The following is a 17,265-nucleotide window of genomic DNA, read 5'->3' as shown; positions in this document are numbered from 1 at the left end:
GGGTCAGCCCCTCCCGGCGCCGGAGAACAGCGGGAAGTAGGTGTCGAGGTCGTCCCGGCGGTAGACGTCGGCCAGTTCGGGGACGCGGGCGAACGGGGTCACCGGGTCGTCGGCGATGTCGGGCAGCCAGCCGGTCTCCTGCATGACGTCGCGGATGCGGGGGGCGTCCTGGAGGCGCCAGGCGTGGGTGTGGACGTGGATGTGGCGGCTGATGCACTCGGTGGCGCGCAGGTTCCACAGCCGCATGCCGGTCTTCCAGCCGACGGTGGACACCACGCCCTCGCGGGCGAGGCTCTTCATGGTGGCCCGGTGCAGGCCGCCGCCGAGGTTGTCCAGGAAGACCGAGGCACCGTGGCCGCCGGAGAGTTCGCCGACGATCTCCAGGAACCGGGCCTCGGAGGCGCGGTAGCGGTCCATGGCGTCGGGGTCGGTGGACTCCTTGGCCCGGAGGTAGTCCAGGTCGGGGAACTCACGGCGGTCGACGGCGGTCGCGCCGGACGCGGCGATCTCCTTCAGCCGGCTCTCGCGGCCGGACACCATCGCCGTGCGGAAGCCCTCGCGGCGGGCCAGTTCGAGTTCGGCGAAGACGACCCCGCCGCCCCAGCCGAGGACGAGCGGCTGCTCGTCCCAGGCGTCGTCGACCTGGCTGCGCCAGCACCGGCTGGTGACCCGCCAGTTGTCCCATGCGGTGAAGTACCGGGCGAACGGCGCCCAGCGCTCCAGCGGGTAGCGTCCGTCGGCCGGCAGCGGCACGAGCCGGTCGGCGGGGACGACCATGCGCTCGGCCAGCAGACCGGGCGAACCCGGCGCGTCGTAGGCGCAGATGGTCTCCGCGTAGCCGTTGCGGTCGACCTGGCCGAACGGGATCCACAGGCATTCCTGGCCCTCGCGCAGTCCGCGCACGGCCGAACCGGTGCTGAGCACGCGGACGACGCCGCAGGTGCCGATGACGATCTGCTCCTCGCCGCGCTGCCGGACGATGTCGACGGGGCTGCGCGCGAGGGCGTGCTCCATGTTGGCCTCCCAGCAGCCGACGAGGGACTCGACCAGTACCTCGTGTTCGCCCGGGGAGGCGACCGGGATGCGGGTGAGGGTCAGCTCGCCGCGCACCGAGCCGCCGGACCTGTCCTCCGGACCAGCGGGCAGAACCCAGGCCTGAACGTTCTCCATCAGTTCCCCCTTGTGTGCGTGCGTGCGGCGGACGTGCCTGCCTGCTCACGCGTATCGATCGCCGTCAGCCGTACCCGCCCCCGTGGCGCGGTGCGGCCGGGTCGGTGGTGGGCCCGCCCTGCCGTAGCGATCATGGTGATGCTATCGGACGGTCCAGGGCCCGTGGCCAGTGCTGTGCGCAACCTCATCGACCCCACCTCGCCAGCAGGTCTGCCAACAGACCGGCGATACGCGTGCGTTCGGGCCCGTCGGCGGGCAGCCCTGTGATGGCCTCGTCCAACTGGCCGAGTTCCTCCAGGACCAGGACGGCCGTGGCTGCGTCCTCGTCGTCGAACGCGGGCGGTTTCGCGTCCGCCGGCGGGGCGAGTTCGGCCAGCAGATGGCGGGCCAGCTCCGTCGGGGTCGGGTGGTCGAAGACGAGTGTCGGCGGCAGCCGCAGCCCGGTGGCGGCGGCGAGCCGGTTGCGCAGCTTCAGCGCCGCCAGGGAGTCGAATCCCTGGTCCAGGAACCGGTGGTGGGCGGGTACGTCGTCACGGCCGGTGTGGCCGAGCACGAGCGCGGTCTCGTCGCGCACCAGGTCCACCAGGAACGCCTCGCGCTGCGCGGGCGGGCGGCCGGCCAGTTCCCCGGCCACCGTGGGCGTGCTGGTCCCGGCGGCCTGGGCGGCGGCCCTGCGGGCGGGTGCCCGGACGAGGCCGCGCAGCGGCGCCGGCAGTTCGTCGGCCGCGGCGCGCAGCGAGCGCAGGTGCAGCGCGCCGGCCACCACGAACGGCTCGTCGCCGCGGCAAGCCGCGTCGAACAGGGCGAGGCCGTGGTCCTCGGTCAGCGGGGTCATGCCGTTGACGGCGACGGGCGCCTCGGCGTCCGTGCCGTGGCCACTCTTGGCGGCGCGTTCCGCCCACCAGCCCCAGGCCACGGAGGTCGCCGGGAGGCCGTGGGCGCGGCGGTGGCGGGCCAGCGCGTCCAGGAAGGCGTTGCCCGCCGCGTAGTTGCCCTGGCCGAGGCCGCCGAAGGTGCCCGCCACGGACGAGAACAGCACGAAGGCGGACAGGTCCAGATGCCGGGTCAGTTCGTGCAGGTGCCAGGCCGCGTCGGCCTTCGGGCGCAGCGCGGTGTCCAGCCGGTCCGGGTCGAGTGCGGCGATCACCCCGTCGTCGAGGACGGAGGCGCTGTGCACGACCGCGGTGAGCGGGTGCTCGTCGGGGACGGCGGCGAGGAGTTCCGCGAGCGCCTTGCGGTCGGCGGTGTCGCAGGCCGCCAGCGTGACCGTGGCGGCGCCCGACGCACGCAGCTCGGCGCCGAGTTCGGCGGCGCCCGGGGCGGCGGGGCCGCGCCGGGAGGCGAGCACGAGGTGCCGGGCCCCGTGGGCGGCCACCAGGTGCCGGGCCACCAGCGCACCGAGGTCGCCGGAGGCGCCGGTGACGAGGACGGTGCCGTCCGGGTTCCACGGCGCCGGGCCGTCCGGCGGGGCGAGGCGGGCCAGCCGCGGGACGGTGGCCTCGCCGGCCCGCAGCGCCAGCTGCGGCTCCCCGGTGGCCGGTACGCCGGCCAGTGCCCGCCAGGAGCGGGGGTCGTCGTCGATGTCGGCCAGGACGAAGCGGCCGGGATGCTCCGACTGTGCGGAGCGCACCAGGCCCCAGGCCGCGGCGCCGGCGAGATCGTCGGCCCGGTCGGCGGCGGCGCCCCGGGTGAGGACCACGATCGGTACGGCGGCGAACCGGTCGTCGGCGAGGAGGGTCTGGAGGGTGGCGAGCGTGCCGTGCAGCACGGTGCGTGCCTCGGCGGGCGCCTCGTCCAGGGCGCCGGCGGCGGTGATCAGCACCGCGTCGGGCACCTCGGTCGGGCCGGCCGGACCGTCGGCGCCGTGCACGGTGTGCCCGAGGGCGCGCAGGGTGTCGGCGGCGCCGAGCGGGTCGGCCCCGAGCACGGCCCAGCGGCCGGGCGTGGCCGCGGCGAGCGGCGCCGGCACCCACTCCATCCGGAACAGGGCGTCCTTGCCGATCCGCCGGCCGGCTCCCGCGGCGGGCGCGGCGGCGAGGCGGACGGTGTCGGCGGTCAGTACCGGGCCGCCCTCGGGGTCGGCCAGGGTGAGCGCCACGGTGTCGGGGCCGGTGCGCTCCGCGCACGCTCTCAGAGTCCTGGCCCCGGCCGCGTGCAGGCGGACACCCGACCACGCGGTGGGCATCAGCTCGCCGTCGAGCAGCGGGCTCAGGACGGCGTCCAGCAGCAGCGGATGCAGGGCGAACGCGTCGGCCCGCTCGGCGGTGCCGTCGTCGAGTGCGACTTCGGCGAAGAGGTCGTCACCGCGCTGCCAGGCGGCGGTCACGGCGACACCGGCGCGGCCCGTCTCCGCGGGCGGGTCGATCGGTTCCGCGCCGGCCGGCGGCCAGTCGGTCAGGGAGTCGCCGGGGACCGACCGGGTGACGAGCGTGGCCTCGGCGTGGCGTACCCACGGGCTGTCCGCGGTGCGGGTGTGGACGGCGGCCGTGCGGCTGCCCGCCGCGTCGGGTGCGCCGACGGTCAGCCGGGTGTCGGCGCCGCCGGCCGGCACGACCAGCGGTTCGTACACTGTCAGGTCGCCGATGCCCGCGCAGTCGGCCCGGTCGGCGGCGGCCAGGACGAGGTCGACCAGCGCGGCGTCCGGCGCCTCGGGCCCCGGCCAGGGCTGTGCGGTGGCGGAGAGCCGGCCGGTCAGGACCAGGGCCCCGTCGGCGAGTTCGACCACGGCGCCCAGCAGCGGATGACCGGCCGGTGCCAGGCCGGCGGCCGTCACGTCGCCGCTGTCTCCGCCCGGCTCCAGCCAGTGCCGGGAGCGCTGGAAGGCGTACGTCGGCAGCTCGGCCGTACGGGCTCCGGTGCCGGCGAAGGCCGGCCGCCAGTCGACGGTGACACCGGCCGTGTGGGCCTCGGCGGCGGCGCGCAGGAACCGGTCCCGCCCGCCCTCGTCGCGGCGCAGCGTGGCGAGGACCGGGGCGTCGGCGCCGGCGTCCTCCAGGGTCTCCTGCACGGCGACGGTGAACATCGGGTGCGCGCTGATCTCCAGGAAGGGGCCGTAGCCCTGCTCCCCCAGCGTGCGGACCGCCTGTTCGAACAGGACCGTCTGACGGGCGTTGCGGTACCAGTAGTGGTGGTCGATGCCGGCGGTGTCGAGCAGTTCGCCGGTGACGGTGGAGCAGAACGCGATCGGCGCGGAGCGCGGCGCGGTCGGCGCGAGGGTCTCGATCAGCTGGTCGCGCAGCGCGTCGACGTGCGCGGTGTGGCCCGCGCCGACGATCTGGCGGACCCGGCGGACGCGGACGCCCTCGGCCTCCAGGCCGGTCAGGAACTCCTCCAGCGCGTCGAGGTCGCCGGCGACGGTGACCGAGCGCGGGTCGTTGACGGCCGCGATGTCCAGGCGGTGGCCGAACGGGCGCAGCCGCTCGGCCGCCTCGGCGCGGGGCAGCGCCACGGAGGCCATGCCGCCGGTGCCGGCCAGGGTCAGCCAGGCCTTGCCGCGGGTGGCGACGATCCGGGCGGCGTCCTGCAGGTCGAGGGCGCCCGCCACGTAGGCGGCGGCGATCTCGCCCTGACTGTGGCCGACCACGGCCGACGGCTCCACGCCGTACGAGCGCCACAGCGCGGCCAGCGACACCATCATGGTGAACAGGGCGGGCTGGACGACGTCCACGCGGTGCAGCGGCGGCGCGCCCTCCTCGTCGCGGAGCACGTCGAGCAGGGACCAGTCGACGAACTCGGCGAAGGCGTCGGCGCACTGGAGCACGCTCTCCCGGAACACCGGGGAGTCGTCGAAGAGCCGGCGTGCCATGCCGGGCCACTGGGCGCCGTGTCCGGGGAAGACGAACACGACCCGGTCGGCGCCCTGGGCGGCGCCGTCGGTGACCGCGGGGTCGGGGGTGCCGGCGGCGACGGCGTCGAGTCCGCGCAGCAGCTCGGCGCGGTCGGTGCCGAGCACCACGGCGCGGTGGTCGAACACGGCCCGGCCTGCCGCGAGGGTCCAGCCGACGTCGGCCGGGCGGGCGTCGGGGCGGGCCTCCAGGTGGGTGCGCAACCGGGCCGCCTGGGCGCGCAGGGCGTTCCGGGTCCGGCCGTGCACCGGCCACGCCACGGGCCGCACGGGCTCGGGGGCGGTCTGCGGGACGTCCTCGGCAGGGGTCTGTTCGGGGATCAGCTGGGCGTCCTCGGCGGGGGCCTGTTCGAGGATCACGTGCGCGTTGGTGCCGGACAGGCCGAACGCCGACACGGCGGCCCGCCGCGGCCGGTCCAGGGCCGGCCAGTTCCGGGCCTCGGTCAGCACCTCGACGGCGCCGGTGGTCCAGTCGACCTGGCTGGTGGGCCGGTCCACGTGGAGCGTGGCGGGCAGCAGGCCGTGCCGCAGCGCCTGCACCGTCTTGATCACGCCGGCCGCGCCGGACGCGGCCTGGGAGTGGCCGATGTTGGACTTCACCGAGCCGAGCCAGAGCGGTTCGGTGCGGTCCTGGCCGTAGGTGGCGAGCAGGGCCTGGGCCTCGATCGGGTCGCCGAGGCGGGTGCCGGTGCCATGGGCCTCCACGGCGTCGACGTCGGCGGGCCGCAGCCCGGCGTCGGCGAGCGCGGCGGTGATGACGCGCTGCTGGGCGGGGCCGCTGGGGGCGGTGAGGCCGTTGGAGGCGCCGTCCTGGTTGATCGCCGAGCCGCGTACGAGGGCGAGGACGCGGTGGCCCTGGGCGCGGGCCCGAGAGAGACGTTCCACCAGCAGCAGCCCGACGCCCTCGGCGAGGCCGGTGCCGTCGGCGGCGTCGGCGAAGGCCTTGCAGCGGCCGTCGCCGGACAGGCCGCGCTGCGCGGAGAAGCCGATCAGGGCGGCCGGGCTGGACATGAGCGCGACGCCGCCGGCCAGAGCCAGGTCGCTCTCGCCGCTGCGCACCGACTGGCAGGCCAGGTGGAGGGCGACCAGGGAGGACGAGCAGGCGGTGTCCACGGTGACGGCCGGGCCCTCGAACCCGAAGGTGTAGGAGATCCGGCCGGAGATCACGCTCGGCACGTTGCCGGTGAGCAGCTGTCCGTCGGAGCCGCCGGCGCCGGGGCCGCGACTGGAGGCGTAGTCGCCGACGTTGGCGCCGGCGAAGACGCCGACGCGTCCGCCGCGCAGGCCGGTGGCGTCGATTCCGGCATGTTCGAACGCCTCCCAGGCGGCCTCCAGGAGCAGCCGCTGCTGGGGGTCGGTGGCTCGTGCCTCCGCCGGGGCGATGCCGAAGAAGGCGGCGTCGAAACCGGCGGGGTCGGTGAGGAAGGCGCCCTGGCGGACGTAGCTGCGGCCACGGGCGTCGGGGTCGGCGTCGTAGAGCGAGTCGAGGTCCCAGCCGCGGTCGGTGGGCAGGGCGCCCACCGCGTCCTGCCCGGCCACGACGAGCTGCCACAGCTCGTCCGGGGACACGACCCCGCCGGCATACCGGCAGCTGAGGCCGACGATGGCGATCGGGTCGTCGTCATCGGCGGCGGTGCGGGCGGCGGGCACGGCTACGTCCGCCGCGGCGGTGTCGAAGGCGAGCGCCAGGAGATGGTCCGCGAGCGCGGTGGGCGACGGGTGGTCGAAGACGAGGGTGGCGGGCAGGGCGAGGCCGGTGGCCGAGCGGAGCCGGTTGCGCAGTTCGACCGCGGTGATGGAGTCGAAGCCGACGTCCCGGAAGGCGCGGTCGGCGGGGAGTGCCGCGGGCGAGTCGTGGCCGAGGACGGCGGCGGCGTGCTCGCGGACCAGCTCGGTGACGGCCCGTCGACGGCCGGCCTCGGGCAGGGAGCCGAGCCGCTCGCGCAGCGCGGACACCGTTCCGGTGTCGACGGTGGCGGTGCGCAGGACGGCGGCGGCCTCGGGCACGGACTCCAGCAGCGGCCGGCGGCGCGCGGAGCAGAACACCGGGACGAACCGGGTCCAGTCGACGTCGGCGATCACCACGGTCGTCTCGTCGTGGTCGAGGGTCTGCCGCAGGCCGGCGACGGCCAGGTCCGGGTCGAGGAAGGGCAGGCCCTGCCGGCCGACGCGCTCGGGGTCGACGTCCTCGTTGACGCCGTCCCATTCGTTGACGGCGGCCCAGATGCCCCAGGCGACGGAGGTCGCGGTCAGGCCGCGGGCCCGGCGGTCCTCGGCGAGGGCGTCGAGGTAGGCGTTGGCGGCGGCGTAGGGGGCGTGCAGTCCGCTGCCCCAGACGCCCGCGACCGAGGAGAACAGCACGAAGGCGTCCAGGTCGCGGTCGGCGAAGAGTTCGTCGAGGTGCCGGGCGCCGAGCACCTTGGCGGCCGTCTGTCCGGCGAAGGCGTCGACGGGGGTGTCGGCAAGCGGGCGCAGTTCGAGCGCGGTGGCGGCGTGCAGGACGCTGCGCACCGGGGTGCCGGCCGCGTCGAGATCGCCGACCAGCGCGGCCAGTTCGGCGCGGTCGGTGACGTCGCAGACCGGGAAGTGGAGTTCGGTGTCGGTGCCGGCCAGTTCGGCGGTCAGTTCGGCCGCGATCGGGGCGTCGGCGCCGCGGCGGCCGGGCAGCACGATGCGCTCGGCGCCCTGCTCGGCCAGCCAGCGCACCAGGTGCGGTCCGAGGGCGCCGGTGCCGCCGGTGAGCAGGACGGTGCCGGCCGGCCGCCAGGGCCGGGGGGCGGGCTCGGTGCCGAGCGGCGCGCGGGTCAGGCGGCGGGCGGACACGCCGGTGGCGCGCAGTGCCGTCTGGTCCTCGTCGCCGCCGCCGGCGAGCAGGGCGGCCAGGCGGCCGGCGGCGCGGTCGTCCCACTCGGCGGGCAGGTCGATCAGGCCGCCCCAGCGGTCGGGGTGTTCCAGCGCGACGACCCGGCCCAGGCCCCAGATCTGCGCCTGGGCGGGGGCGGTGACGTGGTCGGCGGGGCCGGTGGCGACGGCGCCCCGGGTGGCGCACCACAGGGGCGCGGTGACGTCGGCGTCGCCGAGGGCCTGCACGAGGGCGATGGTCAGGGCCAGTCCGGTGGGCAGGGCCGGGTGTGCGGGGTGCGGGGCGTCGTCCAGAGCCAGCAGGGACAGCACACCGGCCGGGCGGAGGCCGGCCAGCCGGGCCGCGAGCGCCTCGCGGTCGGTGTCGTCCGCGCCCAGGGTGAGCGTGGTGACGTCGGCGCCGTGCCCGGTGAGGGCGGCGGCACACTGCGCGGCGAGGGCGTCACCGGCCCGGGTCTCGGGTACGACGAGCAGCCACGGCCCGGTCAGCCGGGCGTCGTCGGGGACGGCGAGCCGCTCCCAGGTGACGGTGTAGCGCCAGCTGTCCACGGCGGACTGCTCGCGCAGGAGGCGGCGCCAGCGCGAGAGGGCCGGTACGACGGCGGTGAGCGGGTCGTCGGTGTCGACGCCGAGCGCGCGGGAGAGTTCCTCGACGTCGGCGCGGTCCACGATGTCCCAGAACCGGCCGTCCCACGGGTCGGTGCCGGTGCCGGCGGCCAGGGCGGCGCGCCGCTGCGGGGTGAGCCAGTAGCGCTCGCGCTGGAAGGCGTAGGTGGGCAGGTCGACGGGGCGGGGCGCGTACGGGGCGAGTTCGGCTGCCCAGTCGACGGGGGCGCCGAGGACGGCGGCCTCGGCGAGCGCGGTGCGGAAGCGGAGCAGGTCGCCCTGGTCGCGGCGGAGGGTGGCGATCGCCGCGGCGGACACGTCCATGGCCTCGGCGGTCTGCTGGACGCCGAGCGTGAGCACGGGGTGCGGGCCGACCTCGATGAACACGCGGTGGCCCTGCTCCAGGGCGCGCCGGGTGGCCGCCTCGAAGCGGACCTGCTCGCGCAGGTTGCGGTACCAGTAGTCGGCGTCGAGTCCCGTGGTGTCGAGGGGTTCCCCGGTGAGCGTGGACAGGAAGGTCACGTCCGCCGGGCGCGGGGTGATGCCGGCGAGGTCGGCGGCGAGGCGGTCGCGGACCTCGGCGACGTGCGGGGAGTGGGAGGCGTAGTCGACGGGGACACGGCGCACCCGGACGCCCTCGGCCTCCCAGGCGGCCTGGGCCTCGTCGAGGGCGGCCGTCTCGCCGGACACCACCACGGTGGCGGGACCGTTGACGGCGGCGATGCCGAGGCCGGGCCGGCTGTCGAGCCGGGCGCGGACCTCCGCCTCGGGCAGCGGGACCGAGAGCATGCCGCCGCGGCCGGCGAGCGCGAGCAGGGCCTTGGCGCGCAGCGCGACGACCTTCGCACCATCCTCCAGGGACAGGGCGCCGGCGACGCAGGCGGCGGCGATCTCGCCCTGGGAGTGGCCGAGTACGGCTTCGGGCCGTACGCCCGCGGCCCGCCACAGCTCGGCGAGGCCGACCATGACGGCCCACAGCACGGGCTGGACGACGTCGACCCGCTCCAGTGCCTGCGGGGAGCGGATCGCCTCGTCGGGCGACCAGTCCACCCAGTGGGCGAGCGCGCGGGAGCATTCGGCCCACTTCGCCGCGAACACCGGCGAGGTCTCCAGCAGGGGTACGGCCATGCCGGCCCACTGGGCGCCCTGGCCGGGGAAGACGAAGGTGATCCGGCGCGCTCCGGCCGCGGCGGTGCCGGTGACGACGGCGGGGCTGGGCCGTCCCTCGGCCAGCGCGGTGAGGCCGTCCAGCAGCCCGGCCCGGTCGTCGGCGAGGACCACGGCCCGGCTTGCGAGTGCGGCACGTCCGGTGGCGGCGCTGAACGCGATGTCGTGCGGGGCTGGTTCAGGGTGTTCGGTGAGGTGGGCGGCCAGCCGGAGCGCCTGGGCGCGGACGCCGGCCTCGGTCGCGGCGGAGAGGGGGACGGGGAGGGCGGCCGGGGCGGGGCGGGTCCCGGGGGACTCCGGCGTGGCGGGGGGCGCGGCGGGAGCCTGTTCCAGGACCACGTGGGCGTTGGTGCCGCTGATTCCGAACGAGGACACCGCGGCGCGGCGCAGCCTGCCGGTCTCGGGCCAGGCGCGGGCCTCCCGCAGCGGTTCCACCGCGCCGGCGGTCCAGTCGACCTGCGGGGTCGGCTCGGTCAAGTGGGCGGTGCCGGGCAGCACGCCGTGCCGGAGGGCCATGACGGCCTTGATGACCCCGGCGACACCGGCGGCGGCCTGGGTGTGGCCGATGTTGGACTTCACCGAGCCCAGCCAGAGCGGTTCGGCACGGTCCTGGCCGTAGGTGGCGAGCAGGGCCTGCACCTCGATCGGGTCGCCGAGCGGGGTGCCGGTGCCGTGGCCCTCCACGAGGTCCAGGTCGGCGGTGGTGAGCCGGGCGTCGGCGAGCGCCTGCCGGATGACCCGTTGCTGGGCCGGCCCGTTGGGGGTGGTGAGGCCGCTGCTGGCACCGTCCTGGTTGACCGCGGAGCCGCGCAGCACGGCGAGGACGGGGTGGCCGAGCCGTTCGGCGTCGCTGAGCCGTTCGACGAGGAGCATGCCGACGCCCTCGGACCAGCCGGTGCCGTCGGCTTCGGCGGAGTAGGACTTGCAGCGTCCATCGGTGGCGAGGCCGCCCTGGCGGGAGAAGTCCACGAAAACGGCCGGGGTGGACAGCACGGTCGCGCCGCCCGCCAGGGCCATCGTGCACTCCCCGGCGCGCAGGGCCCGGATCGCGGAGTGGAGGGCGACCAGGGACGAGGAGCAGGCGGTGTCGATGGTGACGGCGGGGCCCTCCAGGCCCAGCGTGTAGGCGATCCGGCCGCTGGCGACGCTGCCCGCCGTGCCCAGGCCGAGGTAGCCCTCGACGCCCTCGGGCAGGGGGTCGGTCCCGGTGCCGTAGTCGTGGTACATCACGCCGGCGTAGACGCCGGTGCGGCTGCCGCGCAGCGCGATGGGGTCGATACCGGCGCGTTCGACGGCCTCCCAGGCGGTCTCCAGGAGCAGCCGCTGCTGCGGGTCCATGGCGAGCGCCTCGCGGGGGCTGATCCCGAACAGGCCGGGGTCGAACTCGCCCGCGTCGTGCAGGAACCCGCCCTCGCGGGTGTGGCTGGTGCCGGAGCGCTCGGGGTCGTCGGCGAAGAGGGCCGCCAGGTCCCAGCCGCGGTCGGTGGGGAAGGCTCCCATGGCGTCCCGGCCGTCGAGGACGAGCCGCCACAGGTCCTCCGGCGAGCTGACGCCACCGGGGTACCGGCAGGCCATGCCGACGATCGCGATCGGCTCGTGCGCCCGGTCCTCCGCCTCGCGCAGCCGCTGCTTGGCGCGGCGCAGGTCGGTGGTCAGGCGCTTGAGCGTCTCCACGACCTTGCGGTCATCGGTCTGTTCCTGGGACAACGCAGTGGCTCCTCGTGCGGTGGTGCGGTCGGTCGTGCGGTCGTGGTCGGTCATCAGAAGTCCCCCAGCTCCCGGTCGGCGAGGTCGAGCAGATCGGCGAGGCTCTCCTCGCCGGTCTCGGCGAGCGGCTCGTCCGGGGCCGGGTCGTCGAGGGTGCGCAGCAGTGCCCGCAGCCGGGTGCGCAGGCCCTCGCGCAGCTCGGGGTCGCCGGCGAACTCGGCCGCCGTGGCCTCCAGTTCCGCGAGCGTGCTGGTGCGCAGGGACGCCACGGTGGGGCGGCCGGGGGCCAGTTCGGCCACCAGGTGGGCGGCGAGCGCGGCGGGCGTGGGGTGATCGAAGATCACCGTGGCGGGCAGCCGCAGGCCCGCGGCGGCGCCCAGCCGGTTGCGCAGTTCGACGGACATCAGGGAGTCGAAGCCGAGCTGCTGGAAGCCCCGGTCGCGGTCGACGCCGTCGGCCGTGGCGTGGCCGAGCACCTCGGCGGTGTGCCGCAGGACGGCGTCGAGTGCCCGGCGTTTGCGTTCCGCGGCGGGCAGGGAGGCCAGGGTGTCCGCGAGCGCCTCGGCCGGCTCGGGTGCCGTCCGGGCCGGGGCGGGCACCAGGGCCCGCAGGACCGGCGGGAGTTCCGCCGCCCTGGCGCGCAGTCCCGGCAGGTCGAGGCGGGCGGCGAGCGGGGCGGTCGGTGCCCCGGCACGGGCGGCGTCGAACAGCGCCAGGCCGAGTGCGGCGTCGAGCGGCAGCAGGCCGGCCCGGGAGGCGCGCCGGGTGTCGAGCTGTGCGGCCATGCCGTCGGCCCAGGGGCCCCAGGCGATCGACACCGCGGGCAGGCCGGCGGCCCGGCGGTGCGCCGCGAGGGCGTCCAGGAACGCGTTGGCAGCCGCGTAGTTGGCCTGTCCGGGTGCGCCCAGGAGTCCCGCGGCGGACGAGAACAGCACGAACGCGTCCAGGTCGCCGGTGAGTTCGTGCAGGTGCCAGGCGGCGTCCGCCTTGGGCCGCAGGACGGTGTCGAGCCGGTCCGGGGTGAGCGCCGCGACGACGCCGTCGTCGAGCACACCCGCGGCGTGCACGACGGCCGTCACGGGGTGCTCGGGGTCGACGCTCGCCAGGAGCGCGGCCAGCGCGTCCCGGTCGGCGACGTCGCAGGCCGCGAAGCGGACCTCGGCCCCGGCCGCGGCGAGTTCCGCGGCCAGCTCCGGCTGCCGCCCCTGCCGGCTGACCAGCAGCAGCCGCCGGGCGCCGTGCTCGGCGACCAGGTGCCGGGCCACCAGGGCGCCGAGGCTGCCGGTGGCTCCGGTGACCAGCACCGTGCCGCGCGCGCCCAGCGGGGCGGCGGGTACGGCGGGTTCGGCGGAGGTGGCGCGGACCAGGCGGGCGGCGCGGACCGCACCGGCGCGGATCACCAGCTGCGGCTCGCCCGTCGCCAGGGCGGCTGGCAGCGCGGCCAGGGACGCCGGGTCGTCGTCCACGTCGGCGAGGACGAGCCGGCCGGGGTGCTCGGACTGCGCCGCGCGCACCAGGCCCCAGGCGGCGGCACCGGCCAGGTCGGGCCGCTCACCGGCGAGCACCACGGCGCCGCGGGTGAGCACCACCAGCCGGGCGGCGGACTCCCCCGCCACCCACGTCTGCACCAGGTCGAGGGTGTCGCGCAGGGCGACCCGGACCGCCTCGGGGACATCGGTGCCGGTCGCGGCCCCGTCCCCGGCGGGCACGACGGCGAGCACGACGTCCGCGTCCTCCGGCACCACGGCCAGGTCCTTGACCGTCTCGGTCCCGGCTCCCAGCACCTCGGCCCGCGCGGCGTCGGCAGGGGCGAGCACCGCCCAGCGCCCGGTGGGCCGCGGGCCCTGCGCGCCGGGGACGGGCACCCAGTCCAGGTCGAACAGCGCCTCGGTGGCGGCCGGCGCGGTGCGCAGGTCCTCCGGGGCGATCGCGCGCAGACGCAGCGCTCCTACCTCGATCACGGGCCGGCCCTCGTCGTCCGTAGCGCGCAGGGACAGCCCGCCGCTTCCGTCCGGGGCGATCCGGATCCGCAGGGAGCGGGCGCCGGCCGTGTGCACCTCGACGTCGCTCCAGGTGAACGGCACGCCCGCGACGCCGAGTCCACCGACAGCGGCCGCGTGCAGGGCGGTGTCGAGCAGCGCCGGGTGCACGCCGAAGCCCGCCGGGTCGGTGCCCGGGGCGGGGCCGACCTCGGCGAACACCTCGGCGGTCGGGCCGTCCCCGCGCCGCCAGACCGCGCGCAGGGCGCGGAAGGCGGGGCCGTAGCCGAGGCCGGCGGCGGCCATCTCGTCGTAGTGGCCGGCCGGCTGCACCGGTTCGGCGTCCTGCGGCGGCCAGGGCAGCGGGTCGGTGCCGGGCGCCTGTGCCGCCGGGGCGAGTACGCCGGTGGCGTGCCGTGTCCACTCCTGGCCGTCGTCGGTGCGGGCGGACACGGTGACCGGCCGCTCGCCGTCGGCGGCGGTGCCGACGTGCACCTGGACCAGGACCGAGCCGTCCGCGGGCAGCACGAGCGGGGCGGCCAGGGTGAGTTCCCGTACCCGCGGCAGGCCGACGCGTTCGCCGGCCGCGCGGGCGAGTTCCACGAAGGCGGTGCCCGGCAGCAGGACGGTGTCCAGGACGGTGTGGTCGGCCAGCCAGGGGTGGGTGGCGGTGTCCAGCCGGCCGGTGAGCAGCATCCCGTCGGGCGAGTCGACGGCGGCCCCGAGCAGCGGGTGCCCGGCGGTGGCGAGCCCGGCGGCGGAGAGGTCGCCGGTCCGGGGGGCGGACTCCAGCCAGTAGCGGGTGCGCTGGAACGCGGTCGTCGGCAGTTCGACGGTCCGGGCTCCGGTGCCCGCGAAGAAGGCCGGCCAGTCCACCGCCGCGCCCCGGTCGTGCAGGGCGCCGAGCGCGGCGGCCACGGCGGGCGTCTCGGGGCGTCCGGCACGCAGCGTGGGCACGGCAACGGCGGTGTCCGGCAGCAGCGGAGCGGCGATCGCGGTGAGGACACCGTCCGGGCCGAGTTCCACGACGGTGTCCACGCCGGCCTCGCCGAGGGCGCGGACGCCGTCGGCGAACCGCACGGTGTCCCGTACGTGCCGGACCCAGTAGCCGGGGGTGCACAGCTCGTCGCCGGCGGCGGTGCCGGTCACCGTGGACACCAGCGGGATCCGCGGCGCACGGAACTCCACGTCGGCCAGGGCCGCCGCGAAGTCGGCGAGCATGGGCTCCATCAGCGGCGAGTGGAAGGCGTGCGACACCTTCAGCTCCCGGGTGCGGCAGCCGCGTGCGGCCCACAGCCCGGCGGTGGCCAGCACCGCGTCCCGCGCGCCGGAGACGACCACCGACCGGGGGCCGTTGACCGCGGCGAGCACCGCGCCGTCGGCCAGTTCGGCGGCCACTTCCTCCTCGGGCGCCTCGACGGCGGCCATCGCGCCGCCCGCCGGCAGGGCGGCCATGAGCCGGCTGCGGGCGGCGACGACGCGCACCGCGTCGGGCAGCGACCACACGCCGGCCAGATGCGCGGCGGCCAGTTCGCCGACGGAGTGGCCGAGCAGGAAGTCCGGTACGAAGCCCCAGGACTCGAAGAGCCGCCCGAGCGCGACCTCCAGCGCGAACAGCGCCGGCTGCGCGTACCCGGTGTCGTCGAGACCGTCGCCGGTGGCGACGACCTCGCGCAGCGGCCGGTCGAGGACCGCGTCGAACGCGGCGCACACCTCGGCGTACGCGGCGGCGAACACCGGGTGCGCGGCGGCCAGCTCCTCACCGGTGCCGGGGCGCTGAGCGCCCTGTCCGGTGAACAGGAACGCGGTGTGCCCGGTGCCGGCCACCGTCGCCGGGCCCCACTCTCCCAGCCCGGCCAGCAGTTCCTCTCGGGTCGCCGCGACGACGGTGGCCCGGCGCTCCAGGCGGGCCCGTCCGGTCACCGCCGAGTAGGCGATGTCGAGGGGGACCAGGTCCGGGTCGGCGGTCAGCGCCGCGGCGAGCCGGTCGGCCTGGGCCCGCAGCCCGGCGTCGGTACGCGCCGACAGCGCCACCGGCACGGGTACGGCGGGCCGTTCGCCGGCCTCGGCCGTCCGGTCGCCGTGGTCCAGGTGTTCCAGCACCACGTGGGCGTTGGTGCCGGACAGTCCGAAGGACGACACGGCGGCCCGGCGCGGCCGGTCCGTGCGCGGCCACTCCCGCTCCTCGGCCAGGAGTTCCACCGCGCCCAAGGACCAGTCGATGTGCGGGGACGGCTCGTCGGCGTGCAGCGTGCGGGGCAGCACACCGTGCCGCATGGCCTCGACCATCTTGATCACGCCGGCCACACCGGCGGCGGCCTGGGTGTGCCCGATGTTCGACTTGATGGACCCCAGCCACAGCGGCTCGGCGCGCTCCTGACCGTAGGCGGCGAGCAGCGCCTCCACCTCGATCGGGTCGCCGAGCGAGGTGCCGGTGCCATGGCCCTCCACGGCGTCCACGTCGGACGGCCGCAGTCCCGCGTCGGCCAGTGCCTGCCGGATCACCCGCTGCTGCGAGGGCCCGTTGGGCGCGGTGAGTCCGTTGGACGCGCCGTCCTGGTTGACGGCGGTGCCGCGGATGACGGCGAGCACCCGGTGCCCGTTGCGGCGGGCGTCGGAGAGCCGTTCGACCAGGAGCATGCCGACGCCCTCGGACCAGCCGGTGCCGTCGGCGCCGGCGCCGTACGACTTGCAGCGTCCGTCGGTGGCGAGGCCGCGCTGCCGGGAGAAGTCGACGAAGACACCCGGGGTGGCCATCACGGTGACACCGCCGGCGAGCGCGAGGTCGCTCTCGCCGGAGCGCAGCGACTGGACCGCCCAGTGCAGGGCGACCAGCGACGAGGAGCATGCGGTGTCGACGGTGACGGCCTGGCCCTCCAGACCGAGGGCGTAGGCGATCCGGCCGGAGGCGATGCTGCCCGAGTTGCCGGTGCCGAGGTAGCCCTCGACGCCGTCGGCCAGGACGTCCACGCGGGCCGCGTAGTCGTGGTACATCACGCCGGCGTACACGCCGGTCCGGCTGCCGCGCAGCGACGCGGGGTCGATCCCGGCGCGCTCGATCGCCTCCCAGGACGCCTCCAGCAGCAGCCGCTGCTGCGGGTCCATGGCCAGCGCCTCACGCGGACTGATACCGAAGAAGTCGGCGTCGAACTCGCCCGCGTCGTGCAGGAATCCGCCTTCGCGGGTGTGGCTGGTGCCGGGCCGCTCGGGGTCGTCGGCGAACAGGGCCCGCAGGTCCCAGCCGCGGTCGGTCGGGAACCCGGAGATCGCGTCGCGGCCATTGGTGACCGCGCGCCACAGCTCGTCCGGGGAGGTGATCCCACCGGGGTAGTGGCAGGCCATGCCGACGATCGCGATCGGCTCGTCCGCCGGTACGGCGGTGGGAGCCGCCTGCGCCGGGCCGGTCGTGGCGCCGAGCACGCGCTCCAGCAGGTGCGCGGCCAGCCCGGCCGGGGTGGGGTAGTCGAACACCGCGGTCGTGCCGAGCCGCAGCCCGGTCGCCGTGGCGAGCCGATTTCGCAGTTCGACGGCGGTGAGCGAGTCGAAGCCCAGGTCGAGGAAGGCCCGGTCCGCGGCGACGGCGGCGGAGGACGCGTGCCCCAGCACTGCCGCCGCCTGTTCACGGACCCACTCGACGGCGGCACGTTCGCTTTCGGCCGGCGTCAGCCCGGTGAACCGGTCGGCCCACTCCGCACCCCGCCCGGCACCGTCGGCGACCGACCGCCGGACCGGCCGCCCTGCGAGCCCCTGGAACAGGGGCGGCAGCGACTGCGCCGCGCGCAGCGCGGACAGGTCCCACAGCGCGGCGACGGACAGGGCGTCGGTGCCACGGACGGCCTGGTCGAAGAGGGCGAGCCCGTCCTCGGTACCGAGGGCCCGGGTACCCGACCGGCTGATACGGGCGAGGTCCGCCCGCCCGAGCCCCGTGGT

3 protein-coding genes are annotated in these 17,265 nt (G+C 76.6%); all 3 read right to left on the bottom strand.

All coding sequences use genetic code 11. The features are described from left to right. Nucleotides 1–3: 3 nt before the first annotated feature. Nucleotides 4–1,170, bottom strand: coding sequence for a zinc-binding alcohol dehydrogenase family protein (locus V5O46_RS29260; RefSeq protein ID WP_332887740.1), 1,167 nt, complete (start codon nt 1,168–1,170; stop codon nt 4–6). 184 nt (nt 1,171–1,354) lie between these two features. Beyond that, nucleotides 1,355–11,410 carry a type I polyketide synthase gene (locus V5O46_RS29255; RefSeq protein WP_332887739.1) on the bottom strand — a complete coding sequence of 3,352 codons (10,056 nt, stop codon included), beginning with the start codon at nt 11,408–11,410 and terminating at the stop codon, nt 1,355–1,357. Further along, on the bottom strand, nt 11,410–17,265 hold a 5,856-nt coding region (locus V5O46_RS29250; protein ID WP_332887738.1), incomplete at its 5' end, for an SDR family NAD(P)-dependent oxidoreductase. The genes V5O46_RS29255 and V5O46_RS29250, both read right to left, overlap by 1 nt.

It is taken from the genome of Streptomyces poriticola, from assembly GCF_036689765.1.
Taxonomy (GTDB): Bacteria; Actinomycetota; Actinomycetes; order Streptomycetales; family Streptomycetaceae; genus Streptomyces; species Streptomyces poriticola.
This window is presented reverse-complemented; position numbering and strand designations above follow the sequence as displayed.

Coding starts and splice junctions, on each gene's coding strand:
- V5O46_RS29260 (WP_332887740.1), bottom strand. CDS start 1,170: ATGGAGAACGTTCAGGCCTGGGTTCTGCCCGCTGGTCCGGAGGACAGG.
- V5O46_RS29255 (WP_332887739.1), bottom strand. CDS start 11,410: ATGACCGACCACGACCGCACGACCGACCGCACCACCGCACGAGGAGCC.